The organism is Blautia sp. TF10-30 (genome assembly GCF_003481245.1).
In the GTDB taxonomy this organism is placed as follows: Bacteria; Bacillota; Clostridia; order Lachnospirales; family Lachnospiraceae; genus Fusicatenibacter; species Fusicatenibacter saccharivorans.
The window spans coordinates 383573-410142 of record NZ_QUKM01000001.1 but is presented as its reverse complement, the minus strand read 5'-3'; the positions used below and the strand labels follow the sequence as shown (position 1 = coordinate 410142).

General features: G+C 45.1%; 23 protein-coding genes, 1 other RNA gene and 1 pseudogene. All 25 read left to right on the top strand.

Going from position 1 to position 26570, the window contains the following annotated elements; all coding sequences use genetic code 11:
- Positions 1 to 50 precede the first annotated feature (50 nt).
- The 25 genes and pseudogenes from nifU (at position 51) to DXD02_RS01740 (ending at position 26547) form a co-directional block, all read left to right on the top strand.
- Positions 51 to 488: a Fe-S cluster assembly scaffold protein NifU gene (gene nifU, locus DXD02_RS01860; protein ID WP_022463327.1), complete on the top strand. Its 438-nt coding sequence runs from the start codon at positions 51 to 53 to the stop codon at positions 486 to 488.
- 2 nt (positions 489 to 490) lie between these two features.
- Positions 491 to 1585: a tRNA 2-thiouridine(34) synthase MnmA gene (gene mnmA / locus DXD02_RS01855; protein ID WP_118666300.1), complete on the top strand. Its 1095-nt coding sequence runs from the start codon at positions 491 to 493 to the stop codon at positions 1583 to 1585.
- On the top strand, positions 1582 to 2382 hold the full coding sequence (locus tag DXD02_RS01850) for a histidinol-phosphatase HisJ family protein (protein ID WP_055226510.1): 801 nt from the start codon (positions 1582 to 1584) through the stop codon (positions 2380 to 2382). Before mnmA ends, DXD02_RS01850 begins: the two co-directional genes overlap by 4 nt.
- Before the next feature lie 263 nt (positions 2383 to 2645).
- Complete coding sequence (gap, locus tag DXD02_RS01845) at positions 2646 to 3659, top strand: type I glyceraldehyde-3-phosphate dehydrogenase (RefSeq protein WP_022463324.1); 1014 nt, start codon at positions 2646 to 2648, stop codon at positions 3657 to 3659.
- Positions 3660 to 3870: 211 nt separating this feature from the next.
- Positions 3871 to 5064, top strand: coding sequence for a phosphoglycerate kinase (locus DXD02_RS01840; protein WP_022463323.1), 1194 nt, complete (start codon positions 3871 to 3873; stop codon positions 5062 to 5064).
- A gap of 35 nt (positions 5065 to 5099) precedes the next feature.
- On the top strand, positions 5100 to 5852 hold the full coding sequence (gene tpiA / locus DXD02_RS01835) for a triose-phosphate isomerase (RefSeq protein ID WP_022463322.1): 753 nt from the start codon (positions 5100 to 5102) through the stop codon (positions 5850 to 5852).
- Positions 5853 to 6098: 246 nt separating this feature from the next.
- On the top strand, positions 6099 to 7379 hold the full coding sequence (locus DXD02_RS01830; protein ID WP_442859394.1) for a type I restriction endonuclease subunit R, EcoR124 family: 1281 nt from the start codon (positions 6099 to 6101) through the stop codon (positions 7377 to 7379).
- 84 nt (positions 7380 to 7463) lie between these two features.
- Entirely contained in the window at positions 7464 to 8972 is a 1509-nt protein-coding gene (locus DXD02_RS01825) for an ATP-binding protein (protein WP_118666299.1), read from the top strand.
- A 347-nt stretch (positions 8973 to 9319) separates the two neighbouring features.
- Positions 9320 to 9703, top strand: coding sequence for a RidA family protein (locus tag DXD02_RS01820; RefSeq protein WP_055218381.1), 384 nt, complete (start codon positions 9320 to 9322; stop codon positions 9701 to 9703).
- A gap of 13 nt (positions 9704 to 9716) precedes the next feature.
- Positions 9717 to 11006, top strand: a complete 1290-nt coding sequence (locus tag DXD02_RS01815; protein ID WP_117509088.1) for a homoserine dehydrogenase — start codon at positions 9717 to 9719, stop codon at positions 11004 to 11006.
- 180 nt (positions 11007 to 11186) lie between these two features.
- On the top strand, positions 11187 to 12728 hold the full coding sequence (gene gpmI / locus DXD02_RS01810) for a 2,3-bisphosphoglycerate-independent phosphoglycerate mutase (RefSeq protein ID WP_022463319.1): 1542 nt from the start codon (positions 11187 to 11189) through the stop codon (positions 12726 to 12728).
- A 577-nt stretch (positions 12729 to 13305) separates the two neighbouring features.
- Entirely contained in the window at positions 13306 to 14649 is a 1344-nt protein-coding gene (gene eno / locus DXD02_RS01805; RefSeq protein WP_022463318.1) for a phosphopyruvate hydratase, read from the top strand.
- An 86-nt stretch (positions 14650 to 14735) separates the two neighbouring features.
- The gene (gene secG / locus DXD02_RS01800; protein WP_117760392.1) at positions 14736 to 14972 is read left to right on the top strand and encodes a preprotein translocase subunit SecG; all 237 of its coding nucleotides are present in this window, start codon (positions 14736 to 14738) and stop codon (positions 14970 to 14972) included.
- Between the two features lie 223 nt (positions 14973 to 15195).
- Positions 15196 to 17025: a ribonuclease R gene (rnr, locus tag DXD02_RS01795; protein WP_442859393.1), complete on the top strand. Its 1830-nt coding sequence runs from the start codon at positions 15196 to 15198 to the stop codon at positions 17023 to 17025.
- 19 nt (positions 17026 to 17044) lie between these two features.
- A complete protein-coding gene (smpB, locus tag DXD02_RS01790; protein WP_022463315.1) occupies positions 17045 to 17515 on the top strand; it encodes an SsrA-binding protein SmpB in 471 nt (156 codons plus the stop codon).
- A gap of 128 nt (positions 17516 to 17643) precedes the next feature.
- Positions 17644 to 18001, top strand: a transfer-messenger RNA (tmRNA) gene (gene ssrA, locus DXD02_RS01785).
- Between the two features lie 745 nt (positions 18002 to 18746).
- Entirely contained in the window at positions 18747 to 20207 is a 1461-nt protein-coding gene (locus DXD02_RS01780; RefSeq protein ID WP_118666297.1) for an RNA-binding domain-containing protein, read from the top strand.
- 13 nt (positions 20208 to 20220) lie between these two features.
- Positions 20221 to 20658 (top strand): annotated as a pseudogene (locus DXD02_RS16180) (DUF188 domain-containing protein).
- Between the two features lie 220 nt (positions 20659 to 20878).
- Positions 20879 to 22231 carry an ABC transporter substrate-binding protein gene (locus DXD02_RS01770; protein WP_118666296.1) on the top strand — a complete coding sequence of 451 codons (1353 nt, stop codon included), beginning with the start codon at positions 20879 to 20881 and terminating at the stop codon, positions 22229 to 22231.
- Between the two features lie 35 nt (positions 22232 to 22266).
- Positions 22267 to 23115: a carbohydrate ABC transporter permease gene (locus DXD02_RS01765; protein WP_055266562.1), complete on the top strand. Its 849-nt coding sequence runs from the start codon at positions 22267 to 22269 to the stop codon at positions 23113 to 23115.
- 21 nt (positions 23116 to 23136) lie between these two features.
- On the top strand, positions 23137 to 23901 hold the full coding sequence (locus DXD02_RS01760; protein WP_147326093.1) for a carbohydrate ABC transporter permease: 765 nt from the start codon (positions 23137 to 23139) through the stop codon (positions 23899 to 23901).
- Between the two features lie 16 nt (positions 23902 to 23917).
- Positions 23918 to 24538 (top strand): hypothetical protein, encoded by a 621-nt coding sequence (locus DXD02_RS01755; RefSeq protein WP_022463309.1) that lies wholly within the window; start codon positions 23918 to 23920, stop codon positions 24536 to 24538.
- Between the two features lie 607 nt (positions 24539 to 25145).
- A complete protein-coding gene (locus DXD02_RS01750; RefSeq protein ID WP_118666295.1) occupies positions 25146 to 25739 on the top strand; it encodes a type IV toxin-antitoxin system AbiEi family antitoxin domain-containing protein in 594 nt (197 codons plus the stop codon).
- Between the two features lie 116 nt (positions 25740 to 25855).
- Positions 25856 to 26332: an LURP-one-related/scramblase family protein gene (locus DXD02_RS01745; protein ID WP_117509084.1), complete on the top strand. Its 477-nt coding sequence runs from the start codon at positions 25856 to 25858 to the stop codon at positions 26330 to 26332.
- A 38-nt stretch (positions 26333 to 26370) separates the two neighbouring features.
- Positions 26371 to 26547 (top strand): YccF domain-containing protein, encoded by a 177-nt coding sequence (locus tag DXD02_RS01740; protein WP_082424435.1) that lies wholly within the window; start codon positions 26371 to 26373, stop codon positions 26545 to 26547.
- Positions 26548 to 26570 lie beyond the last annotated feature (23 nt).

Genomic DNA, 26570 nt, shown 5'->3' with positions numbered 1-26570 from the left:
GCTGTGCCGGAGGAGGACTGCTTTGAAATAGTTCAGGAGGAAGAATAACAATGTACAGTGAAAAAGTAATGGATCATTTCCAGCATCCGAGAAATGTAGGAGAAATTGAGAACGCAAGCGGTGTAGGTACCGTTGGAAATGCAAAATGCGGCGATATCATGAGAATGTATCTTGACATCGACGATAACGGAATCATTCAGGACTGCAAATTCAAAACCTTCGGCTGCGGCGCCGCAGTTGCAACCAGCAGTATGGCAACCGAGCTGGTAAAAGGAAAAACCATCCAGGAAGCTCTGGAAGTAACCAACAAAGCTGTTATGGAAGCACTCGACGGACTTCCGCCGGTCAAAGTTCACTGTTCTCTGCTTGCAGAAGAAGCAATTCACGCTGCACTCTGGGATTACGCAGAGAAACACCACATCAAGATCGAAGGTCTTGCAAAACCGAAGTCTGATATCAGCGAGGGCGAGGAAGAGGAAGAATACTAAGTATGGGAAAAAAGAAAGTAGTCGTTGGAATGTCCGGCGGCGTAGATTCCTCGGTGGCAGCGTATCTCCTGAAAAAAGCAGGATACGATGTCATCGGGGTGACCATGCAGATCTGGCAGGATGAGGCCGAGACAGTCCAGGAGGAAAACGGGGGCTGTTGCGGCCTTTCTGCTGTTGATGATGCAAGGCGCGTGGCACAGGTGCTGGACATTCCGTATTATGTCATGAACTTCAAAAAAGAGTTCCGTGAGAACGTCATGGACTATTTCACGAACGAATATCTCTGCGGCAGAACACCGAACCCGTGTATCGCCTGCAACCGCTATGTGAAATGGGAAGCGTTGCTTCAGCGCAGTCTTTCCATTGGAGCGGACTACATTGCGACCGGACATTATGCAAGAATCGAACAGCTTGCCAATGGACGGTATGCGATTGCAAATTCGGTAACAGCGGCAAAAGACCAGACGTATGCACTGTATAATCTGACCCAGGAGCAGCTTTCGCATACGCTGATGCCGGTCGGAGACTACACAAAAGATCAGATTCGTGAGATTGCAGCAAAAATCGGTCTTCCGGTAGCAAAAAAGAAGGATTCCCAGGAAATCTGCTTCGTGCCGGATCAGGATTACGCTTCCTTTATCCAGAACGAGACAGGAATCGTGGCACCGAAAGGCAATTTCGTGAATACAAAGGGTGAAATCCTCGGTACCCATGAGGGGATTACCCATTACACCGTAGGACAGCGCCGCGGACTCGGCCTTCCGATGGGACACCGCGTGTTCGTACTGGAAATCCGTCCGGAGACGAACGAGGTTGTGGTCGGCGAAAATGAAGAGGTTTTCGCAAAAGTAGTAAAAGCAAACAAAGTAAACTATATGGCAATTCCGCCGCTGGAACTTGGAGAAGAGCTCTACTGCACCGCAAAAATCCGGTACGGGCACAAAGGCTCCCCGTGCGTGATCAAACGGACCGGGGAAGATGAGATTACCTGTACCTTCCCGGACGGCGTGCGTGCTCCGACACCGGGACAGGCTGTTGTCTTCTACGTGGACGGCTGTGTCGGCGGAGGCGGAACGATTACGGAGGCCGAAAGATGAAAATAGCGGACTGTCATATGCACAGTTTCTTTTCAAGTGACAGCGAAGCACCAACAGAAGAGATGGTAAAACGGGCAGTCGAGCTGGGACTTCCGGCAATCTGCCTGACGGATCACTACGATATGGATTACAGTACCGGCGAGTTCCAGCTCGATACACCGGCATATGCGGCAAAAATCCGGGAACTGCAGGAAAAATACCGCGACAGAATCGATATCCGATTCGGCGTGGAACTGGGACTGCAGCTCCACTTAAAAGAACGGATGGAAGAGTATGTAAATGCGTGGCCGTTCGACTATGTGATCGGCTCCATGCATGTCATTGACGGAAAAGACCCCTATTATGAGGATGCTTTCCCGGACTGGACAGCAGAAGAGCTGTACCGGGCGTATTTTCGGGCTACAGCAGAAAATATCCGGTTCTTCCACAATTTCCAGACGCTTGGTCATCTGGATTATGTGGTACGCTACTGCAGAGAAAAGGGAAAAGATTACAGCTACCGCGCATTTGCGGACGAGATCGATACCATTTTAAAAGAGCTGATTCAGTACGATATCGCGCTGGAAATCAACACCGGCGGCTACAAGGCAGGCCTTGGCGTGCCGAATCCGACGCCGGATGTCATCAGAAGATACCGGGAACTGGGCGGCGAAAAGATCACCTTCGGTGCCGATGCCCACAAACCGGAACATATAGCGTTTCATTTCGCGGACGCGGCAGCCATCGCGCAGGAAGCTGGATTCCGGTACTACGTGCGGTTTAAAGAGAAGAAGCCGGAATATCTGCCGATCCAATAGAAAACGCGCAGGAAAAGCCGGAAAAAGCCCCAGAAAGGCTGGATTCCGGCTCTTTCTGCAATAGACGGATCTTTCGAAATTTTGCAGAAATACGGATTGGCATCCGGCTTCTTCACAAATTTTAGAAATAATTTCGTATTTTCTTGAAAATAGAACTTGAATTTTCCGACGAAATTAGGTATTATACAGATAAGGTTGATGTTTCTTTAACAAAGTACAGAGACTCAAAATTAAAATTCACTTTTTAGGAGGAATTGAAAATCATGGCAGTAAAAGTAGCAATCAATGGTTTTGGCCGTATCGGACGTCTTGCATTCAGACAGATGTTTGGAGCAGAAGGTTATGAAGTAGTAGCAATCAACGATTTAACATCCCCGAAGATGTTAGCTCATCTGTTAAAATATGACTCTTCTCAGGGAAAATATGCTCTGGCTGATACCGTAACATCCGATGAAGATTCCATCACAGTAGATGGCAAAAACATCAAAATCTATGCTTTCCCGGATGCTAACAACTGCCCATGGGGAGAGCTTGGCGTAGACGTAGTTCTGGAGTGCTCCGGATTCTACACCTCCAAAGCAAAAGCTCAGGCACACATCAATGCAGGCGCCCGTAAAGTAGTTATCTCCGCTCCGGCTGGTAACGACCTTCCGACCATCGTTTACAATGTAAACCATGAGACCCTGACAGCAGACGATAACATCATCTCCGCTGCATCCTGCACCACAAACTGCCTTGCACCTATGGCAAAAGCTCTGAACGAACTGGCTCCGATCAAATCCGGTATCATGGTTACTATCCATGCTTACACTGGAGATCAGATGACTCTGGACGGACCGCAGAGAAAAGGCGATCTGAGAAGATCCCGTGCAGCTGCAGTTAACATCGTTCCAAACAGCACCGGTGCTGCAAAAGCAATCGGCCTTGTTATTCCGGAACTGAACGGCAAACTGATCGGTTCTGCACAGCGTGTTCCAACCCCAACCGGTTCTACCACAATCCTTACAGCAGTTGTAGAAGGAACTGTAACTGTTGATGAGATCAACGCAAAAATGAAAGCATCTGCAACCGAGTCCTTCGGATACAACACAGATGAAATCGTATCCAGCGACATCGTTGGTATGAGATATGGTTCTCTGTTCGATGCAACTCAGACCATGGTTCTTCCGCTGGACAACGGAACAACAGAGGTACAGGTTGTTTCTTGGTATGATAACGAGAACTCCTACACAAGCCAGATGGTTCGTACCATCAAATACTTCAGCGAGTTAGCATAATTTAACAAACTGAACGGCAAAATTTCAGAGCCCAAAGGGTCCGGTCTGTTAAGGACCGGGCCCTTTTTGCGAATGCGACGGAAAAATACGGCATAAAAACAGCCATTTTCCGTGTGCAAAAATTATAAACTGCAGGAGAAAAAGACCGCGATCCCGTAAAACAAAAAGGTGGAGGCGGCAGCTGCAGTTGGATATATGGAGGGAAACGCCCATGTTAAACAAAAAAACCGTAGATGATATCAACGTAAAAGGAAAAAGAGTCCTTGTAAGATGTGACTTCAACGTTCCGCTGATCGATGGAAAAATCACAGATGAGAACCGTCTGGTAGCAGCTCTTCCAACGATCAAAAAACTGATCGCTGACGGCGGAAAAGTAATTCTCTGCTCTCATCTTGGAAAACCGAAAGGAGAACCAAAACCAGAGCTTTCTCTTGCACCGGTTGCAGTTCGCCTTTCCGAGCTTCTTGGACAGGAAGTTAAATTTGCAGCAGATCCTGAGGTTGTAGGACCGAACGCAAAAGCAGCTGTTGAGGCTATGAAAGACGGAGATGTAATCCTTCTGGAGAACACCCGTTACCGTGCAGAAGAGACCAAAAACGGTGAGGAGTTCAGCAAAGAACTGGCTTCCCTGTGTGACGTATTCGTAAACGATGCATTCGGAACCGCACACCGTGCTCATTGCTCCAATGTTGGTGTTACCAAATATGTTGACACTGCTGTTGTTGGTTACCTGATGGAGAAAGAGATCGCATTCCTTGGAAATGCTGTCAACAATCCGGAGCGTCCGTTTGTTGCCATCCTTGGTGGATCCAAAGTATCCAGCAAGATTTCTGTTATCGACAACCTGATCGATAAAGTTGATGTCCTGATCATCGGCGGTGGTATGGCTTATACCTTCGCAAAAGCAGCAGGCGGCACCGTTGGTGATTCTCTGCTTGAGATGGATTATCTGGATTATGCAAACAAAATGAAAGAAAAAGCAGCAGCAAAAGGCGTGAAACTGCTTCTTCCGGTAGACAACGTTGTTGCAGATGCATTCTCAAACGACGCAAATACACAGGTTGTTCCGGCCGGACAGATTCCGGATGGCTGGGAAGGTCTGGATATCGGACCGGAAACTGCAAAACTGTTCGCTGATGCTGTTAAAACTGCTAAAACCGTTGTATGGAACGGACCGATGGGATGCTTCGAGATGCCGAATTTTGCAGCAGGAACCAAAGCAGTTGCAGCAGCACTGGCTGAAACAGATGCAGTTACGATCATCGGCGGCGGAGATTCCGCAGCAGCTGTAAACCAGCTTGGATATGGCGATAAGATGACTCATATCTCCACTGGCGGCGGCGCTTCCCTGGAGTTCCTGGAAGGAAAAGAACTGCCGGGCGTTGCAGCAGCAAACGACAAATAAGAATTTATATTCAAAACTAAGGAGATCAAACGATCATGGCAAGAAAGAAAATTATCGCCGGAAACTGGAAAATGAACATGACTCCGAGCGAGGCAGTAGAATTAGTCAATACATTAAAACCACTGGTAGCAAATGACGACGTTGACGTTGTTTTCTGCGTACCGGCCATCGATATCATCCCGGTTGTAGAGGCTGCAAAAGGCTCCAACATCCAGATTGGTGCTGAAAATATGTATTTTGAGGAGAAAGGTGCTTTCACAGGCGAAATCTCCCCGGCTATGCTGACAGACGCTGGCGTGAAATACGTTGTACTTGGCCACTCTGAGAGAAGAGAATACTTCGCAGAGACCAGCGAGACCGTAAACAAAAAAATGCTGAAAGCTTTCGAGCACGGCATCACCCCGATCATGTGCTGCGGAGAAACTCTGGAGCAGAGAGAGCAGGGTGTAACGATGGATTTCATCCGTCAGCAGGTAAAGGTTGGATTCCTGAATGTAACAGCAGATCAGGCAAAAACAGCCGTTATCGCTTACGAGCCAATCTGGGCAATCGGAACCGGCAAAACTGCTACAACAGAGCAGGCTGAGGAAGTTTGCAAAGGCATCCGCGAGTGCATCGCTGAAATCTATGATGATGCAACAGCAGCAGCTATCCGTATCCAGTACGGCGGCTCTGTAAACGCAAAAACTGCACCGGAACTGTTCGCACAGGAGAACATCGACGGCGGTCTGGTAGGCGGAGCATCCCTGAAACCAGATTTCGGAGCTATCGTAAACTACAATAAATAATTGATTTTGTACGAAATCAATCAATAAAACGGGCTAAAACGTCACCAAACACGGTGAATTCGGCAGAAATGCTGAAGGTGAGGTGTTTGGTGGCGTTTTGCTGTTTTTTATGCAACATATAACCCTTGATTTAGCTATAGAGAGTGCCAGTTTGTGCAAAAAGAAATCACTTCGTTTCTGTGTTTTGAAGCGGAGTGATTTTTTGCGCGGATTGAAAAATTCACGTTTTCGTGATATGCTTGTTTTATATCTGTCGACCAGCCGTCCAGAGAGTTTCTGGAAGAAGTAATCAAGGATTATAACAAAATGTTCCATACGAACTACGATACCTCAAGTGATAAATTCCAGAATTATTATAAAGATGTGTCGCTTCGCATGAAGAATAAGGAATTGGACATTCTGATCGTAGTCAATATGTTTCTTACCGGTTTTGATGCGACGACTATGAATACGCTGTGGGTAGATAAAAATCTGAAAATGCACGGACTGATACAGGCGTTTTCCCGTACAAACCGTATTCTGAATTCTATCAAGACCTTTGGAAATATTGTATGTTTCAGAAATCTGCAGAAGCGAGTAGATAGTGCCATTTCCTTGTTTGGGGATAAGAATGCCGGGGGCCTTGTTTTGCTGCAGAGCTTTAAGGATTACTATTACGGATATGAATCCGTAGATGGTAAGCCAATGCCAGGGTATGTGGATCTGATGGAGGAATTGAATCATAAGTTTCCGCTGTCAGAACCGCAGATTGTCGGAGAGCAGAACCAGAAGGATTTTATTGCTTTGTTTGGTGCTATTCTTCGTATGAGAAACCTTCTGCTTTCCTTTGACGAATTTAAGGGGAATGAGCTGATTTCTGAGCGCAATTTGCAAGACTACCTTGGACGTTATCAGGATTTGCGTGACGAGTGGAAACGGAAACGCCGGGAAAGTACGGATATTACAGATGATGTGGTGTTTGAAATTGAATTGATCCGGCAGGTAGAAATCAACATTGATTATATTCTGATGCTTGTAAAGAAGTATCATGATACCCGCTGTGAAGATAAGGAAGTGCTGATAACCATCAATAAAGCGATTGATGCCAGCCCGGAGCTGCGCAGCAAGAAACAGCTTATTGAAACCTTTATTGCAGGAATCAATGATGTGGACGATGTTATGGATGAGTGGCATGAATTTGTTGTGGAACAGCGCGATTATGATCTTAATGTAATTATTACGGAAGAAAAATTGAAGCCGAAAGACACACGAAAGTTCATAGAGAATGCGTTTCGGGACGGAGAGATCAAAACAGCGGGAACGGATATAGATAAAATCATGCCGCCAATTTCTCGTTTTGGTGGTGGCGGAAGAGCCAGGAAAAAACAGAGAGTCATTGAAAAACTGAAAACGTTTTTTGAAAAATATTTCGGTATCGGTGGTTCGTCTTCCTTTAATGAGCCAGAGCATAAAGCCGTGACATACGATCTGAGCGATCAGGAAACAGTGTTGATGGCGGCAGAATCTGAAGCACCATACGGAAAATAGTCATAAATGAATGGAACCACATTGGAAGCAAAAAGCAAAATAATAGAGTCATCATGGACAAAACTTAATCATGGAGGTGATCGGATGACAATAGAAGAAATCCTTGCTGGAGAATCCAAGAACGTTGAATTCAAAGTACAACGTCCAGACAAGAGCATGAAATATATGAAAACGGTTGTTGCTTTCGCTAACGGAAAAGGTGGGAGGATTATATTTGGTATTGACGATAAAACAAGAGAAGTTGTTGGCATTCCGGAGGATAAAGTTTTTCGGGAGATTGATGCGATTACGAATGCTATTTCTGACAGTTGTGAACCTACAATTATCCCGGATGTTTATTTGCAAAATATAAATGATAAACCTGTAATTGTTGCAGAAATCAGGACGGGACGTCGGAAACCATATTATATTAAGGCAGAGGGGCTGGAGAATGGTGTATATATTCGAGTTTCTGGAACAACACGCCCTGCTGACCGTGATATGTCAAGAGAATTATATTATGAATGCGATGCTCGTTCTTTTGATTCAATAATCCGCAGAGATATAGAAGTGACCGATGAAGATATTAAAAGTCTCTGTGAACAAATGAAAGAAGTTGCTATTGCCAACTGCAAATCCAATCTTCAGCGATCAGAAGTTAAAGATGTAACGAAAAATATTTTGCTCAGTTGGGGAATTTTGAAAAAAGATGAGAACGAAAAAATCTATCCGACAAATGCGTATATTTATTTAACGGGACAAGGTGGACTCCGTTCCATGATACAGTGCGCTGTGTTTAAGGGAACGACGCGAGCTGTCTTTTTGGATCGACGTAATTATGAAGGACCGCTTTGGAAGCAAGTAGAGGAAGCGGTGCAGTTTGTCCTTAGAAATATTCGTATGGGATGTCGGCTGGAAGGCGTATATCGACAGGATATTTATGAACTGCCGCCGGATAGTATCCGTGAGTTGATCGTTAATGCAGTTATGAATTGCAGTTACATTCAGAATTCTAATATTCAGGTGGCAATTTATGATGATCGCTTGGAGATCACATCTCCTGGTGGATTGCTTCCTGGCGTAACGATTGAGTTGATGAAGGAAGGATTTTCAAAAATCCGAAATCGTTCGCTTGCCAATGCTTTTGCCTATATGAACCTTGTGGAAGCATGGGGAAGTGGTATTCCGAAACTTATGCAGGCTATGCAGGAATACGGATTGCGTGAACCGGAATTTATTGATATGGAAGTAGCTTTCCGCATCAATCTTTATCGCGGCCAGAATGAGGTCATTGAGGTCAAAAATCGAGATCATGACCTCAATCATGGGTCAAATGATCTCAATCGTGAGCCCGATAATCTCAATCATGAGCCTGTTGACCTCGATCGAGATCCCAATGACCCCAATCATGATCCCAAAGATGACCTTGAAATTCAATTGTCAGAAATGATTTATAAAAATCCGAAACTGACTCAGAAAGAATTAGCAAAAGCGCTTGCAGTTTCTACGGCAACGATTAAGCGTATGCTTACAAAAATGCAGCATGAAGGTAAAGTTATCCGTGAGGGGTCTAATCGAAAAGGAAAATGGATATTGACGGATAAAATGAAATAGGATTGATGATTTGATTGGAAAAGGCAAATGAATTTACCGGCTTTTTTAAGAAAATCAGACGAACTTACAGAACAGTTATCAAAGAAACAAGTGATTGCTGTTATGTCGACATATCACAAAAGATATCCTAGACGGAGTGCGTTCATACATGAATTAATAGAATTTGGATATGTGAAATGAACGATTCTGAACTTTTCTTGTGTCCGGGAGCGGCTTTTTCGCACTTGCGGACATCTCCCACATGTGATATGATGGGAACGACAAAAGTGTCGGAAAAACCGCATGATAGAGGGAAAAAACGCGGCAAATCAGACGACGCGAAAGAAAGCATAAAGGAGAATATGATTATGGCAAGAGAAATCATTAATACAGAAAAAGCACCGGCAGCAATCGGACCTTATGTACAGGCAGTCGCAGACAACGGCCTTTTATTTATTTCCGGACAGCTTGGCTTTGATGTAGAGCATGGCAGCGTGATCCCGGAGACTGTAGAAGAGCAGGCAACCCTCTCTTTAAAGAATCTGGACGCAATCATGACAGCAGCAGGAACTGACCGCACGAAAGTGATGAAAACAACCATTTTCCTGACCGATATGAACGATTTTGCCAAGGTAAATGAAGTATACGGTGCTTTCTTTGGCGAGTCCAAACCGGCTCGTTCCTGTGTAGCAGTTGCTGCTCTTCCGAAAGCAGCAAAAGTAGAAATTGAATGCATCGTATCCCTGAAATAAGAGAGAGATGAGTATGGCAGAGGAAAGAGTAATTAAAATCGGAATGCTGGGTCTTGGCACCGTCGGTACCGGTGTGTACAAAGTGCTGAAAAGCCAGCAGGAGGAAATGCTTCCGAAGCTGGGAGCGCGTGTGGAGCTGAAAAAAATTCTCGTGCGCAATGTGGAAAAAGCAGCTGCAAAGGTTGATGATCCGTCGATCGTTACCATGAACTTTGAGGACATTGCCAATGACCCGGAGATTGAGATTGTTGTTGAGGTTATGGGTGGAAAACAGCCGGCTATGAATTACATTCTTGCCTGCCTGGATGCAGGAAAGAATGTTGTAACGGCAAACAAAGACCTGGTGGCATCTGAGGGTAAAAAAATCCTTGCGGCAGCAAAGAGAAACGGAAAGGATTTTCTCTACGAGGCATCCGTGGCGGGAGGAATTCCGATTATCCGTCCGGTGAAACAGTGCCTTGCAGCCAATCATATCACAGAGCTGATGGGTATTTTCAACGGTACCACAAATTTTATTCTGACAAAAATGTCGCAGGAAGGCATGGAGTTTGGCGATGCACTCCGTCTGGCGCAGGACATGGGTTATGCGGAAGCAGACCCGACCGCAGATGTGGAAGGTCTTGATGCCGGCCGGAAAGTGGCAATTCTTGCTTCAGCAGCGTTCAATTCCAGAGTGACATTTGAAGATGTTTACACCGAAGGCATTACCAAAATCACGGCGACCGATATCCAGTACGCAAAAGAGATGGGATGCACGATCAAGCTGCTCGGCGTGGCAAAAGATACCCCGGAAGGAATCGAAGCTCGCGTTCATCCGATGCTGATCGACAGCAATCATCCGCTTGCGACTGTCAATGACTCCTACAATGCCGTATTCCTGACAGGCGATGCCGTACAGGATACGATGTTTTACGGACGAGGTGCCGGAGAGCTTCCGACTGCGAGTGCCGTTGTGGGCGATATTTTCGATGTTGTGCGCAATATTTTATGGAACTGCTGCGGCAGAATCGGCTGCACATGCTACCGGGAATGCCCGATCAAGCGTGTCGGCGAAATTAAGTCGAAATATTTTGTACGCATGCAGATTGAAAATCGGTATGGAACGCTGGCATCGGTAGCTTCTGTCTTTGGAAACAACAAGGTTTCGATTGCACAGATGCTTCAGAAACGTGTCAATGGAAAATACGCCGAGATCGTCGTCATTACGGACGAGGTCAAAGAGCGCCATTTTGAGGATGCCATGCAGATTTTAGGCGGAATGTCGATGATCCAGGAGATTTCTTCGACAATCCGGGTATACTAACAAAATGTAACAATTCAGAGCCAGGCGAACTGGAAGAAAAATCGCGAATCATGCTTGCATGAAGGAGCGCTTTTTCTTGAGTTTCATATGGCGAAAAGCAACATCGAGATGCAGCGTAAGCGGAATCGAGACGGGGCTCTGGATTGTTACCCAAAATTTAAGTAAAGAAGGGAATTCACAATGAGTAAAAAACCAACCGTATTAATGATTCTTGACGGATATGGACTGAATGACAAATGCGAGCATAACGCTGTCTGCGAAGCGAAAACTCCGATTATGGACCAGCTGATGAGCCAGTGCCCGTACGTAAAAGGACAGGCCAGCGGACTTGCTGTAGGTCTTCCAGACGGACAGATGGGTAACTCTGAGGTAGGCCATCTGAACATGGGCGCAGGCCGCGTTGTATATCAGGAGCTGACCAGAATCACGAAAGCAATCCAGGACGGTGATTTCTTCGAGAATGAAGAGCTGGTAAAGGCTGTTGAAAATGCAAAAGCAAATAATTCCGCACTGCACCTGTTCGGACTTCTTTCTGACGGCGGTGTTCACAGCCACATCACCCACGTATTCGGACTTCTGGAGCTGGCAAAACGTAAGGGTCTCGAGAAAGTTTATGTACACTGCTTCCTGGATGGCCGTGACACTCCTCCGGCATCCGGAAAATCCTATGTTGAGCAGCTGCAGGCAAAAATGGATGAGATCGGTGTCGGCGAAATCGGCGTGATCTCCGGCCGTTACTATGCAATGGACCGTGATAACCGCTGGGATCGTGTCGAGCTGGCTTACAAAGCTCTGACAAAAGGGGAAGGCGTAGAAGGAACCGATGCGGCAGAGGCTGTTCAGGCTTCTTATGATGCTGAAAAAACCGATGAGTTCGTTCTGCCGACCGTTCTGAAAAAAGACGGAAAACCGGTTGCAACGATTCAGGATAAAGATTCTGTGATTTTCTTCAACTTCCGCCCGGACCGTGCAAGAGAGCTGACAAGAGCATTCTGTGCAGATGAGTTCACCGGATTTGAGAGAGAAAAACGTCTGGATCTGACCTACGTATGCTTCACGGAATACGATGAGACCATCCCGAACAAATCCGTTGCATTCAAAAAAGAAGAGATCACCAATACCTTCGGTGAGTATCTGGCAGCACATAACATGACGCAGGCTCGTATCGCCGAGACCGAGAAATATGCACATGTAACCTTCTTCTTCAATGGCGGCGTTGAGGAACCAAATAAAGGTGAGGACAGAATCCTTGTGAAATCCCCGAAGGTTGCTACTTATGACCTGAAACCAGAGATGAGTGCTTACGAAGTATGCGACAAGCTGACGGATGCCATCCGTTCCCAGAAATACGATGTCATCATCATCAACTTTGCAAATCCGGATATGGTTGGCCATACCGGCGTTGAGAGCGCAGCAATCCAGGCAGTTGAGGCTGTTGATGAGTGCGTAGGCAAAGCAGTTGATGCATTAAAAGAGGTTGACGGCCAGATGTTTATCTGTGCGGACCACGGAAATGCAGAGCAGCTTGTAGACTATGAGACCGGCGAGCCATACACCGCTCATACCACCAATCCGGTTCCGTTCATTCTGGTTAATGCAGACCCATCCTACACGTTAAGAGAGGGCGGATGCCTGGCAGACATCGCACCGACCCTGATCGAGCTGATGGGAATGGAGCAGCCAAAAGAAATGACAGGAAAATCCCTGCTGATTAAGAAATAAAGAGAAATCGTGAAAATGTCCCTGCCGGATTCGTTTTGAAACGGGTGCGGCAGGGATATTTTATCATAATAATCTGAAAATAAAAATAATTACGCAATAAGAGACAGAATAAAAATGAAAAACAGATAAAAAATCAAAATAAAGTGTTGACAAACGGTGAGAAAACTGATATAGTAAAGTCAACAAAAGAAAACGGAAGAAAAAAACAGAAAGAGAGGACGGACCACCGAGAACATAACGAATTACCCCATAAACTAAGAAAGCGAAGGTATGGACCCAAGAAAACGTAACGAAGTACCCCAAAGCGAAACAAAAGAACAAAAGAACAAAAGAACAAAAGAACAAAAAAAGAAAGGATTCAGTCCAATGCACAGTTCTAACTTATGAAAGCCATCCGAAAATGGAAAAATCGGATGGCTTTCATATTGCGTTTTTTTATGTTTGAAAAGAATAAGGACTGGAAAAAAGAGGTTTCGACAGAGAGAGCAACATATTTTTCCCATAGCACGGTCATACTGTGAACGCAGAGAAGAAACTTGGTTACTGTTCACTTTGCAGCAAAACAGGAGGGAAAACTATGTTTCGATATTTACCAATTCGAAGCGTGACAGGAAGAGAAATTCTGGATTCGCGCGGAAATCCGACCGTAGAGGTGGAAGTGGCCGTCGGGGAGGGGATTCTCGGGCTGGAAGGCCATATGGGGCGTGCTCAGGTGCCGTCCGGGGCATCGACAGGAAAATTTGAGGCACTGGAAAAAAGAGATCAGGAAGTGCGCTATCTGGGGCAGGGCGTGAGAAAGGCTGTAGAAGCGGTCAATACCGTGCTGGCCGATGCCGTTGTCGGCGAGAATGCGCTCGAGCAGGAGCGGATTGACCATATCCTGTGCCAGGCAGATGGAACCGAAACGAAAGAAAACCTCGGGGCAAACGCCATTCTCGGTGTCTCACTTGCTGTGGCGCGCGCGGCGGCAAATGCGCTTCATCTGCCGCTGTACCAGTACCTGGGCGGCTGCCACACAAGCCGTATGCCCGTGCCGATGATGAATATTTTAAACGGCGGCCGTCATGCCGACAACACCGTCGATCTGCAGGAATTTATGATTATGCCGTGCGGCGCTCCCTCATTCCGGGAGGGTCTTTCCATGTGCGCGGAGATTTACCATACGCTGAAGCAGCTCCTGAAGGAGAAGGGATACTCGACTTCTGTCGGCGATGAGGGCGGCTTTGCGCCGGATTTAAAGGATTCCGATGAAGCACTGCAGCTCATTGTCAATGCGGTCCAGAAAGCCGGCTATGCGCCCGGAAACGACGTGATGATCGCGATCGATGCGGCGGCAAGCGAGCTCTACGAGGAGAGCAGGAACGTCTACTACTTTCCCGGGGAATCCCGTCAGTGCGGAAAGACAGTATTTCGGGATACCGCAGAAATGGTTGCCTACTATGAGGAACTGATCGAAAAATACCCGATCGTATCCATCGAAGACGGGCTGTGCGAGGACGATTTCGAAGGCTGGAAACAGATGACGGAAGCGCTCGGGAACAGAGTACAGCTGGTCGGGGATGATCTGTTTGTGACGAATGTAAGAAGGCTTTCCTGCGGCATTGCACTTGGCACGGCAAATGCGGTTCTGATCAAGGTAAACCAGATCGGAACGCTCTCTGAGGCGCTGGATGCGGTGGAGATGGCGCAGAGAGCAGGGTACCGCGCCGTCATTTCACACCGGTCCGGAGAGACAGAGGATGATTTTCTGGCAGACCTTGCCGTCGCGACAGGCGCCGGCCAGATCAAAACCGGAGCACCGTGCCGGTCGGAGCGGAATGCGAAATACAATGAGCTTCTCCGCATCGAGGAACGCCTCGGTGAGGAAGCGAAATACCGAAATCCGTTCCCGCAAAAGGGAACCGGCGTAAGAGAATGGTGAAAAACGGCGTAAAACAGGCAAATAACAGTTGAAATCGTTCTTCCGCTATGGTAAAATAATATAAGTTGGCCGTAGGAGGTGTAATTGTGGAAATTTTAAGAACGATTTTGACAGTCATTTATGTCATTGATTGTATTGCTTTAACCGTTGTTGTATTGATGCAGGAAGGAAAACAGCAGGGTCTCGGTGCTATCGCAGGTATCTCAGACACTTACTGGGGAAGAAACAAAAGCCGTTCTGCAGAAGGAACTCTGATCCGTGCAACAAAAATCATGGCAGTTCTGTTTGTTGTACTGTCGGTTGTATTAAACATGAATTTTTAGCAAAGTAAAGACATCCTTATTCCCACGAGAAGGCGTAAGGGTGTCTTTTTCTACAAAGAGGAGATAATAGATGAAAGATAATAAGAAGAAAAAAGATCGGAGGAAATATCCGCAGGGCAGCGCGGCGTCCCATGCAGGACAGAACAGCGGGAACCATGGCGGTCATGCGGGCCATCCGCGTTCCAGAAGTTCGAAACTGCTGAAAAACCGCAAGACGCTGCTCATGGATCTCGTAAGCTCGAAAAACTATGAGCCGATGCGTCTGAAAGACATTGCCATGCTGCTGCAGGTGCCGAAAGCAAAACGGTCGGAGCTTGCGGAGGTTATGGAAATCCTGGTAAAAGAAGGAAAAATCGATGTGATCTCCGACGGCCGTTACCAGAAGAGCCGCGGTGCATCCACAACGACGGAAAAACGGGAAAAAAGAGACCGCCGCGCCGGAGAGCAGTGCAGAAGAGGACGCGATGACCGATTCCGCAGAAAGAATGGAAAGGACGGCGACACAGAGAAGAAGCCGCGTATCCAGACTGTCGATATCCAGGCAGTCGTGGACGCTTACCAGATCCCGGAGGAGTTCCCGGCACGCGTGATCACACAGGCAGAAAAATGCCCGGAGGAAGTAATTCCAAACGATTACAACGGCCGCCTCAATCTGAAAAGCTGGCAGATGGTGACAATCGACGGCGAGGATGCCAAAGACCTCGATGACGCCGTATCCGTCACAAAAGCGGGCGATACGTGGACGCTTGGCGTTCATATCGCTGATGTCAGCAACTATGTGCAGGAAAATTCCGCCCTCGACCGTGAGGCGTTAAAGCGCGGCACCAGTGTCTATCTGCCGGACCGCGTCATTCCGATGCTGCCGAAGTGTCTGTCAAACGGCATCTGTTCCCTGAATGAAGGGCAGGAGCGCCTGGCACTCTCCTGTATTATGACGATCAACGAGAAAGGCCGTGTGATCGGCCATCAGATCGCTGAGACGGTGATCCGCGTGGACCGCCGCATGACCTACACCGCCGTCAATGCAATCCTGACCGAGCCGGAAGCACATCCGGAGCTGCTGGAGGAATATCATGAGCTGGTTCCGATGTTCCGCCAGATGCAGGAACTGTCTGCACTGATCCGGAGCTGTCGGAAAGAACGCGGAGCAATTGATTTTGAATTCCCGGAGAGCAAAGTAATTCTTGATGCAGAAGGGACGCCGGTGGAGATCCGCCCGTATCCGTCGAATGTGGCAACACGGATGATCGAGGACTTCATGCTGATGGCGAACGAGACCGTGGCAGAGGAATACTGCACACGCGAAATCCCGTTCTTATACCGGACGCATGACAAGCCAGACGGAGACCGCATGGAGGCAACGCTGACGCTGATCCGTGAACAGGGCATCAAAGTCGAAAAGCGTTCCCATGAGATTACGCCGGGTGAGGTGCAGAAGATTCTCACCAGCATCGAGGGAACCCCGGAAGAGCCGCTGATCAGCCGCCTGCTGCTCCGGTCGATGGCAAGAGCCATTTATACCCCGGAATGCAGCGGCCACTTCGGACTGGCAGCGTCATATTACTGCCATTTTACCTCACCAATCCGCCGTTACCCGGATCTGCAGATCCACCGCATTATCAAGGATGATCTGCGGGGACGTCTCGACAAGGGCGGCAGAATCGGCAAATATTCGTCCATTTTGCAGCATGTGGCGGAGCAGTCGAGTGCGATGGAGCAGCGTGCTGCAGAGGCAGAAAGAGAGGCTGTGAAGCTGAAGAAAGCCGAATATATGCTGGAGCATGTCGGCGAAGAGTACGACGGCGTCATTTCCGGCGTGACCGGATGGGGCTTCTATGTGGAGTTGCAGAATACCGTTGAGGGACTCGTTCACATCATGACACTGAAAGACGATTATTATAATTTTGATGAAGAAAATTACCGTCTGGTCGGAGAGCAGCACGGAAGAGTATTCCGCCTTGGTGAGCCGGTGCGTGTCCGTGTACGAAACGCCGAGCCTGCCAACCGGACAATCGATTTTACGTATGTAGAAAAAGAAACCGAGACAGAATAAATCCCTGGAGGAAAAAGCTATGGCAAAACAAAAAGGAAATCGAATGATTGCCAACAATAAAAAGGCATATCATGACTATTTTATCGAGGATAAATACGAGGCCGGCATCTCCCTTGCCGGTACCGAGGTAAAATCCCTCCGCATGGGAAAATGCAGCATCAAGGAGTCCTTCATCCGCATTGAGCGTGATGAGGTATTCATCTACGGCATGCACATCAGTCCGTACGAGAAGGGCAACATATTCAATAAAGACCCGCTGCGCATCCGGAAACTGCTGCTGCACGACTATGAGATCCGCAAACTTGAGGCGCAGATCAAGGAAAAAGGCTACACGCTCGTTCCGCTGCAGGTGTATTTTAAAGGCAGCCTCGTAAAAGTCGAGATCGGTCTGGCACGCGGTAAAAAACTGTATGATAAACGGCAGGATATCGCAAAGAAGGATCAGAGACGTGAGGCGGAGAGAGATTTCAAAGTTAAAAATCTGTATTAAAAATCCTTGACAAAAAGTATGGGGAAAGACTATAATACAATATACGGCAGTTGAAAGAGAGTTTTCACTGCACCGGGACGATCTGTTTGCGTCCCCGTATCAAAGAAAAGCGTCTGTAGAGCCAGCACGGGCTTGTACTGGTTTCGACGGGGGTTTTGAAGTTTGGGAAGCCATTCGTGGACTCCGGGACCGCGTCATCAACCTGGAACCTAAATTTAAACGCAGACGATAATTACGTAGCGTACGCTGCCTAAGTGCGGCGTTGTCAGCTGAATAGTTTTCCGCGGCTATTCTCCTGGCATCAAACAGATGCGGAGCACTTCGTTTCCAAAGCTTTGCGGAGATGGAAGATTTTATGAAGCTACCGAAGCGGCAAGCCTGTCATCCGGCGTGCCGATGGGGGAATCTTTAATAGAATGACTGTAATGGGAGATGCCTGAATGAATAGGCTTTCGGACAGGGGTTCGATTCCCCTCAGGTCCATACCTGAAAAACCGCTAAAATCCAGTGTTTTAGCGGTTTTTTTGTACATTTTTGATGGAAAAAACAGGGCAAAAATGCCGCTTTAGACCGTTTCAGACCGTTTAAAACCGCATGAATTTTGGTCAAAAAAGAAAGGAAAAATTCGAAATTTTGTCAAACTTTATCTTTATTCGCACTGTTAAGAACGTAAAAGAGACCGTTTCAAAGTGCTGCAGGCACATGAAGTAGAGATACTTGATGTGCCTGCTTTTTTGTACAATAGGAAAGTTCGACTTCCGTCGAACTCTTGATAAAAAGAGCCCGCACAAAGGCGGGCATGGCAAACAGACGATAGATTAAAAGAAGTCAATGTAAAAGCCTTCTTCAAATTCATCCTCATCAAGATCGTCATCTTCGGTAAGAAAATAGTGCATATGCACTATTTAAAAACGGTGGCTCCTTATAACAAAGATTTCTGTTCACAATATAAAAAAATATCCAGCAGGTTAACTTTTGAAGCGGTAAAACAAATGCTTAAGGATGTTTTGAGTTGGTAAGGGACTAATAGATTCTGTACTTTTCGCCCTATGATTGAATCTGATCATGCGCGAGAAAAGGAAAATAATAGAATTGACAGACTTGAAAAAATGAATTACGATTTTTAAAAGTACTGCATTGCTTGAATGAGAATTATATGTTAAGGTAACAGATATAAAGAGAACTTTAAGCATTGATTTATTAAAATAAACACGGATAGCGAGGTGTATTTATGACCATAGAAGAAATTCTTGCAGGAGAATCCAAAAACGTAGAATTCAAAGAGAACCTGCCGGAAAAGAGCATCAAATATATGAAGTCTGTGGTTGCCTTTGCAAATGGAACCGGAGGAAAAATTATTTTTGGAATTGCGGACAAAACCCGAGAAGTGGTTGGCTTTGACAAGGAAGATGTATTCAAAAAGATGGATGCGATTGCCAATGCCGTCTCGGATAGCTGTGAACCGGCAATTATTCCAGATATTACGCTGCAGACAGTTGATGGCAAGACGGTTATTGTGGCAGAAATTTCTGAAGGCAGACAGCGGCCATATTACATTAAAGCGCTTGGACGAGAGAGAGGCGTATATGTCCGTGTTGCTGGAACAACCCGGCTTGCTGACGAGTATATGATCAAAGAGCTGATGCTTGAGGGAAGCAATCGTTATTTTGATCAGGCGTTATGTACTGGACTGAGTGTTACAGAAGAAGAAATTGATACGCTTTGTAAAGCGATGAAGGAGCAGGCAGTCAAAAATGCCCATAATGAGGAGCAGAAAGCATCGGTAAAAGACGTTGGAAAGCAGCAGCTTCGGTCCTGGGGTATTTTGATTGAACGTGATGGAAAAGACTACCCTTCTAACGCTTATGCTATCTTAACGGGCTGTGGAGGGCTTCATGTTGCCATTCAGTGCGGTGTGTTTAAGGGAACAACGAAAGCGGTTTTTGTTGATCGAAGGGAATATACGGGTCCTTTGTGGGAACAAATAGAGGAAGCATTTCAGTTTGTTCTGCGAAATATTCATCTGGGAGCTACACTTGTCGGCATTTACCGTCAGGATATTTATGAAATCCCGCCGGATGCAATTCGTGAGCTGATTATCAACGCGGTGGTGCATCGCAGCTATCTGGATCATGGTACAATACAGGTTGCGGTGTATGACAACCGACTGGAAATCACATCGCCGGGGAAATTGCCGATGGGACAAACGTTGGAGCGTATGAAAGAAGGCTATTCCAAAATCAGGAATGAAGCCCTTGCACATGCCTTTTCGTATATGAATCTGATTGAACATTGGGGAAGCGGGATTCCGAGAATTATACACAAGGTAAAATCTGCTGGACTACAGGAACCGGAGTTTATTGGTGGAGAAGTTGACTTGCGTATCAATATCTATCGAGGACAAAACGATACAAATAACGCCAGAATCAACGCCAAGAAAACAAAAAATGGCGTTAATGATATAAAAAATGGCATTGATGGCGTTAAAATATCACGAACGAAGGAACAGGTTCAGATAGAAAAACTGTTACAGGCTATAGAAAAGAACCCATTTGCAACCCAGGCGTATTATGCGGAACAGATCGGTGTGTCCAAAAGAACTGTTTCACGAATATTTGTTTCTTTACAGCAAAATGGTGTGTTGGTACAAAATGGAACAAACAGAAAATCGAATTGGGTAATCATAAAGTAGGAGAAACAGAAGAATGCAAATATTGGTCGATGCAGATGCCTGTCCGGTAATTGAGACGGTTGAGAAAATTGCAAAAGAGCATTGTGTTCCGGTAACACTGTTGTGCGATACCAATCATGATTTGATATTTGATATCGGATTATAGCGAAATAGTCGTGGTTGGTGATGGAGCAGATGCTGTGGATTATGAACTGATCCGTGTCTGTCATAAAGGCGATATTGTCGTATCGCAGGATTATGGTGTGACGGCGATAGCGTTGGGAAGAGGTTCTTATGCGATTCATCATTCTCATGGAGCGTTATTTAAACAACGAAGTGAAAAAATACCCGCATCATCGTGTCAGAAGGACAAAGAAGCGAAAAAAAGGCGGATACTGAGGGATTTGAACAGTCTTTTGAAAAAATGTTAGGGATGATACAGGAGAAAGAAGGAAAAGAGTTTAGAAGATAAAATTATCAGAGAGTGAAATAAAGTGATTTGATAATATTAGGAGATATGCCCGGATGCTATTTTTCAAAAAGGAAAAAGTGTCAGGGCATTTTTAGGTGCAAAACTAATAAAAATAATTCTGAAAATATAGTAAAAATAAGCATATTGTCAAATGAAACGGAGGGTATATAATAAAATATAGAAATATAAGCGGTGAGAAAAATTGAAAGGAAAAGTGCCTATGAAAAAACTCGGAAAATATGGTAAAAAGGTATCCTGCGTGGTAATTGGAATGCTATGTGCAGCAGCGATTGGCGCCTGTGGAAGCACACAAAGTGGGTCCCAAGATGAAAAAGATGTGAGAAATGATATTTCTGTCTATGAAGAGGGAGCTGATTTGGAAGGAACGCTTACATATGGAACCTTATTTATTGAGCCGCAGACCCAGCATATGATTGATTTATTTATGAAGGAGCATCCAGGCGTAAAAATTGAAACAAAGGTTGTTTTTGACAATGATGTTACGGATGAACAGTATAATGAAGGCTTAAATACCTTGCTTACAGAACTTGCATCGGATCAACGGGCGGATATTTATGATGCAACGTATTTACCATCGGAAATTAAGACGAAAGGCAGCGGCTATTTCGAGGACTTAAATCAGTATATTGATGCAGATCCTAATTTTAACAGAGATGATTATTACGATAATATCCTGCGAGCAGCAGAAGTCGATGGAAAACTGTATCAAATTCCGGAAGGTTTTTATTATGTTATGCTTCGGTTGAATAGAAACATAACGGATGAACTGAATTATGAAGTCCCGGACGAAATGGATATCAATGATTTATATGAGTTATATCAGCAGGCCAAGCCAATTGCAGATGATGATTTTACGATTGATGTACAAAACAATATTTACGTGTTTCTGCCGATGACAGAGGACAGAGCTTATTTGAAGAAGGAAGAAGTAAATTTTGATTCAGAAAATTATGTGGATTTTCTGAGAAAAATGCAGGAACTGTATCAATATCAACCATCCTATGCGACCCATGCATTCACGAATATTAAAAGCTTTTCCGGAAAGAGTGTCCTGCTGAATACATTTACAAATTTACTCGAAGGTTCTCCGAGCGGAATGTTTGAAGAAACCGATACGGCAACAAAACCGATCCTGTTGAAATCAACGGATGGAAAAATTCCTTTCTGGAGAATTGGTGAGGACTTTTCCATGAGTTCAGGCTGCAAAGATAAAGCGCTTGCATGGGAATTTATCAAATTCTGCATTGGTCAGAAACAATTTGAGTTCGAAGATGCAAACAGTGATTCTTACTACAGAAATTTCTTTACCTATGGCAGTATGCTGAACAAAGAAAACACACGGCAGCTTGTTGCGTATCAATTGGAAAATGATGACGACACAGCAGAAAAATGGGAAGCATACAATGAAAAAGTTTCTGCAAAAGCTTTTCGGGATTTACAGTTAGACAGTATTTTGACTGAAATTCGAAACGAATGTATGGAGCAGAAAATCACCCCAGAGGAATGTGCGAAGCTTTTTCAGCAAAGAGCAGAGCTTTATGTTAATGAGTAGAAGCTGTCCTTAATCCATGGAATCAGGTATATGAAATGAAAAAACGAAATTTTATTTATATGTGTTTTATCCTTCCAAGTTTTATCGGGATCATGGCTTTTTACATCGTGCCGTTTCTTCTGTCCTTGTATTTTGCAGTGATTGACAACATGATGAACAAGGAATGGGTGGGTCTTAAAAACTTTAAACTGTTATTCGAAAATGAGTTATTCCTTTCAGCACTCCGTAATACCGGAATTTTTTGCGGGATTGCAATACCGCTGGGAATGGCGATTGCTTTGCTTCTGGTACTGGTTTTGAAAAAGCAGAGGAGAGGTCGAATTCTTCTTATCCTGCTCCTGATCCCATTAATCGTTCCATCTGGAACGGTGATTGCTTTCTGGAAATATTTGTTTGAGAGAAATGGTTTTCTGGATGGGTTTTTACAGCTTTTTGGAAAAAACATGTTCGATATTGAGAATTCCAGATGGGCCATTTTGATTATTATCCTGATGTATCTATGGAAAAATATCAGTTTTTCGATTGTCCTTTTCTGGTCCGGGATAAACTGGATTCCGCAGATCTATCATGAGCAGTGCCAGCTGGATGGAGCTACAGGGCGGCAGGAATTCCAATATATTACATGGATCTTATTAAAACCAACGACGTTAGTTGTGCTGTTGATGTCGATCGTGAATTCTTTTAAGGTTTTTAAAGAGATCTATATGCTGTATGGGGCCTATCCATCACCGTATGTTTATATGCTGCAGCACTATATGAATAACCAGTTTTTGTCACTTAATATGCAGAAACTGTCTGCTGCAGCATGGTGTATGTTTCTCATACTGGGAATCTTTCTGGGCATCATTTATCGGGTCCAGAGGAAGAATCTGGATTATTTGTAAAGATCTTTTGTGGGTGATTTTATGAAAAAGAGATATTCGAATTTTTTCGAAAAGCTGATCTGCATGGGAGCTGTCATTTTGGCAGTCATTCCGTTGTTGTTTGTGGCTGGAAAGTCGGTACAAGTTCCAGAAGAGTATCTTATATTGCTCTTTAAGAGACCTTTGTATTTGCGGATGATGTGGAATTCCCTGATTATTACTATTCCGGTTTTGATTGGACAGCTTTTGCTTGCACCGCTTGCCGCATACGGCTTTTGGCAATGCAGGTGGAAATACAAGGAGATTTTGTTCTATCTTTACATGATTGTCATGCTTATGCCGCTGCAGCTGACTTTAGTGCCAAATTATTTAGTGGCGAATTGGCTGGGCATTCAAAATTCGTCCTTGGCAATTATTCTTCCGGCAATGTTTCAGCCATTGGGGGTATTTCTGATTCGTCAGCAGATACAGGATTTTCCGCAGGAAACGTTAGAAGCAGCCAGATTGGACGGAGCCAGCGAATACAGAATTTATCGTTCCATTGTAAAGCCTAATTTGAGTTCAGCCATTGCTGCTGCATTAATCCTGATTTTTATTGACAATTGGAATATTGTAGACCAGGCGGTCATTTTTTTGAGAGAGCCATATCAGCAGCCGTTATCCGTGTATCTTTGCCAGATTTTAGAGGAACAGCCGGATATCTTTTATGCAGCGTCCGTTTTTTACGCAGTACCAGTTTTATTGATATTCTTAATGGGACAGGACTATTTGATACAGGGAATCAGTATGTCCGGTGTGAAAGCGTAGAGGGGAAGAAAGTACGATGAAGTTCAAAAAAATAAGTATAGGGTTAATCGCTCTGTGGTTTCTGTTTTTAACTGCCGCAACGTTTTGGTCGGTCAAAGAAGAGAACAAAACGCTTCCTTCCGTCTGGACAGAGGAGGCACAGGAAGGCAGCATTGAGTATGAATTTCCAGTTGATTTGGAAGTAAGCGCAGCTGATCAGGCAATTGGCTATATCAGCGTGTATGATAACGTTCCGGAATCTTTGCTGCAGGAGGGCAGAGATCTTCTGGTTGGAAAAGTGTGTTCTGTCATTCGAAAGGATGATTTGTATGAGCTTACGGTAGATCTGTATGAAAAACATTCGATTGGTGAAAACGTTGAGGGAAAAATCGAAATCACTTCTGAAGATGTTTTTCCAAAAGTGATCACACGGCAGGCGATTCATGAAGGAGACTTTGGAAAAACGTGTGTCTATTATATTAAGCGTCAGAAGGGAGCCTGGGGGTATGAAAATATTCTGGAAGAAAAAGCTGTGACATGTTTTCCAAATAGAAATTCAGATTTCGTGGTACTTTTATCAGAAGTAGACGAACCGATGGTCGTAAGCACATCAGAATTGACAAATGGAGAACGGGTGAAATTAACAGAAAAAGATTAAGGAAAAGAATACAGCCTCACTACCGGGACTTTCAGGGGTGAGGCTGTTTCATTATGTTCTATGCATGTGCCGATTTGTACAGGCTTTAAAACACATTATCATCCGAATAATGCGTCATGATACCTTTCGCATTGTAGCCCAATATATTCCGTAACTTATCAATTGCATTTGCTTCTATATATTGATTATACCATAACCGCTTCATAAGAACTACGGTCCTAATCGTAAGAACTGGAAACATTGTGAATGACAATGAAAAATGTACGACTATCACCAAAGCCGGAAGCCTAGAAACAGGAGATGCGACCTTGACCGGCATTTTAATGGCGCTGGTGGCAGGATTTTTCGGTGTGCTGGAAGAAACCGTCCGCAGAAAAAACGCCAGTAATGCGGTGGTAATTTAAAAAATATGGAAACAAGGAACGATATAGCTTAACGGCTATGCCGTTCTTTGTTTTTTACTTAAGTACATGTTAGAAATTCCCTGGTATCTGACAATCACACATTATTTTTACGTAATTTAATGTGTGTTCGTCACTTTATGGTTGACAATCACACATTATTTCAATATAATATAATGTGTGATTGTCAAAGAGGGGTGAGAAACATGAATGTTAAGGAGAAAATCAAAGAACTGCGAGAGGCGTCAGAGGACGGTACGATTACCGCAGCGCAAGTAACAGAAGCCGGACTGCACCGCAGCGTTTTACAGAAGTTTGTCAAGAGCGGCGAGATATACCGCTTCGGGCGTGGCCTGTATGTGTGGAGCGACGTATGGGAGGATGATTTCTACCTTTTACAGCGAAAGTATGGGCGCGGAATTTATTCGCACGATACTGCTTTGTATCTGCGGGGCTATTCGGATCGTACCCCGGCAAAATATACGATGACCTTTCCCAAAGGCTACAATGCTTCATCCTTGAAACGGGAAAATCTAATTGTCAAGCGCGTTGTGCCGGAGAACTATGAACTTGGCAGAATTGAAATGAAATCCCCATCCGGCAATCCAATTCGTGTTTACAATTTGGAACGGACGCTGTGTGACATCCTGCGCGGCAGCGGCAGTGATATACAGATTGTCGGAGAAGCTATGAAACGCTATGCAGCATCCAAGGATAAGAACATTCACAGACTGATGCAGTACGCAGATCAGCTTCGTGTGAAGCCCAAGGTGCTGCGATATATGGAGGTTTTGCTATAGACCGTTTCAGACCGAAAAAAATGGGGTCAAAATCGCGGCCGAAAATTAAGGGGAAAAGGAAAAATTTTCCATAAAAAAGTTGATTGTCTGATAGAAAAATGAAAAGGGGAGCAGATATGCAGTTACTAATCAAACAACGTGTATTTTCCTGGTCAGACACGTATGATATCTATGACGAGCAGGGGAACCAAAAGTATTTTGTGAAAAATGAATTTATCTCGCTGGGACACCGTCTGCATGTGTACGATGCGGCGCATAATGAAATTGGGTTTATCAAACAGAAATTATTTTGCTTTCTTCCGACTTTCGAAATTGAATGGAACGGGCAGTTAATGGGACATATCGAAAAACGTTTTGCACTGTTCCGCCCCAAATACGATGTAGATTTCATGGGATGGCGTGCAGAAGGTGACTTCATGGGATGGGATTACGATGTATATGAAGCCTGCAGTGCAGTCGTCCACGTACATAAAAAACTTCTGAGCTGGGGTGACATGTATGTCATCGAATATGATAATCCGAGCAATGAAATTCCGGCATTATTACTGGTGCTGGCGATCGATGCGGCAAACTGTTCACAAAATAATGGATAGCTGGTGGTGTCTGGAATGGCGTCAGGGGAGATGCGGATATGAGAACTTTGGGAAATATTCTGTGGTTTATATTTGGAGGCATGTTCGGCGGACTTGCATGGATTTTTGCAGGATGCATCTGGTGTATTACGATTGTTGGAATTCCGTTTGGACGGCAGTTTTTCAAGATGGCAAGGCTTTCGTTTATGCCATTTGGCACGAGTGTAATTGGATAAAAGGTGTATGGAAAAAGATCGGG

Excerpts from the sequence above, each read along its gene's own strand:
- tpiA (WP_022463322.1), top strand. The coding sequence starts at position 5,100 with ATGGCAAGAAAGAAAATTATCGCCGGAAACTGGAAAATGAACATGACT.
- DXD02_RS01780 (WP_118666297.1), top strand. The coding sequence starts at position 18,747 with ATGACCATAGAAGAAATTCTTGCAGGAGAATCCAAAAACGTAGAATTC.
- rnr (WP_442859393.1), top strand. The coding sequence starts at position 15,196 with ATGGATCTCGTAAGCTCGAAAAACTATGAGCCGATGCGTCTGAAAGAC.
- DXD02_RS01755 (WP_022463309.1), top strand. The coding sequence starts at position 23,918 with ATGAAGTTCAAAAAAATAAGTATAGGGTTAATCGCTCTGTGGTTTCTG.
- gap (WP_022463324.1), top strand. The coding sequence starts at position 2,646 with ATGGCAGTAAAAGTAGCAATCAATGGTTTTGGCCGTATCGGACGTCTT.
- eno (WP_022463318.1), top strand. The coding sequence starts at position 13,306 with ATGTTTCGATATTTACCAATTCGAAGCGTGACAGGAAGAGAAATTCTG.
- gpmI (WP_022463319.1), top strand. The coding sequence starts at position 11,187 with ATGAGTAAAAAACCAACCGTATTAATGATTCTTGACGGATATGGACTG.
- DXD02_RS01740 (WP_082424435.1), top strand. The coding sequence starts at position 26,371 with ATGAGAACTTTGGGAAATATTCTGTGGTTTATATTTGGAGGCATGTTC.
- DXD02_RS01815 (WP_117509088.1), top strand. The coding sequence starts at position 9,717 with ATGGCAGAGGAAAGAGTAATTAAAATCGGAATGCTGGGTCTTGGCACC.
- smpB (WP_022463315.1), top strand. The coding sequence starts at position 17,045 with ATGGCAAAACAAAAAGGAAATCGAATGATTGCCAACAATAAAAAGGCA.
- DXD02_RS01825 (WP_118666299.1), top strand. The coding sequence starts at position 7,464 with ATGACAATAGAAGAAATCCTTGCTGGAGAATCCAAGAACGTTGAATTC.
- DXD02_RS01760 (WP_147326093.1), top strand. The coding sequence starts at position 23,137 with ATGAAAAAGAGATATTCGAATTTTTTCGAAAAGCTGATCTGCATGGGA.
- DXD02_RS01770 (WP_118666296.1), top strand. The coding sequence starts at position 20,879 with ATGAAAAAACTCGGAAAATATGGTAAAAAGGTATCCTGCGTGGTAATT.
- DXD02_RS01820 (WP_055218381.1), top strand. The coding sequence starts at position 9,320 with ATGGCAAGAGAAATCATTAATACAGAAAAAGCACCGGCAGCAATCGGA.
- DXD02_RS01745 (WP_117509084.1), top strand. The coding sequence starts at position 25,856 with ATGCAGTTACTAATCAAACAACGTGTATTTTCCTGGTCAGACACGTAT.
- DXD02_RS01750 (WP_118666295.1), top strand. The coding sequence starts at position 25,146 with ATGAATGTTAAGGAGAAAATCAAAGAACTGCGAGAGGCGTCAGAGGAC.
- DXD02_RS01850 (WP_055226510.1), top strand. The coding sequence starts at position 1,582 with ATGAAAATAGCGGACTGTCATATGCACAGTTTCTTTTCAAGTGACAGC.
- DXD02_RS01840 (WP_022463323.1), top strand. The coding sequence starts at position 3,871 with ATGTTAAACAAAAAAACCGTAGATGATATCAACGTAAAAGGAAAAAGA.
- mnmA (WP_118666300.1), top strand. The coding sequence starts at position 491 with ATGGGAAAAAAGAAAGTAGTCGTTGGAATGTCCGGCGGCGTAGATTCC.
- nifU (WP_022463327.1), top strand. The coding sequence starts at position 51 with ATGTACAGTGAAAAAGTAATGGATCATTTCCAGCATCCGAGAAATGTA.
- DXD02_RS01765 (WP_055266562.1), top strand. The coding sequence starts at position 22,267 with ATGAAAAAACGAAATTTTATTTATATGTGTTTTATCCTTCCAAGTTTT.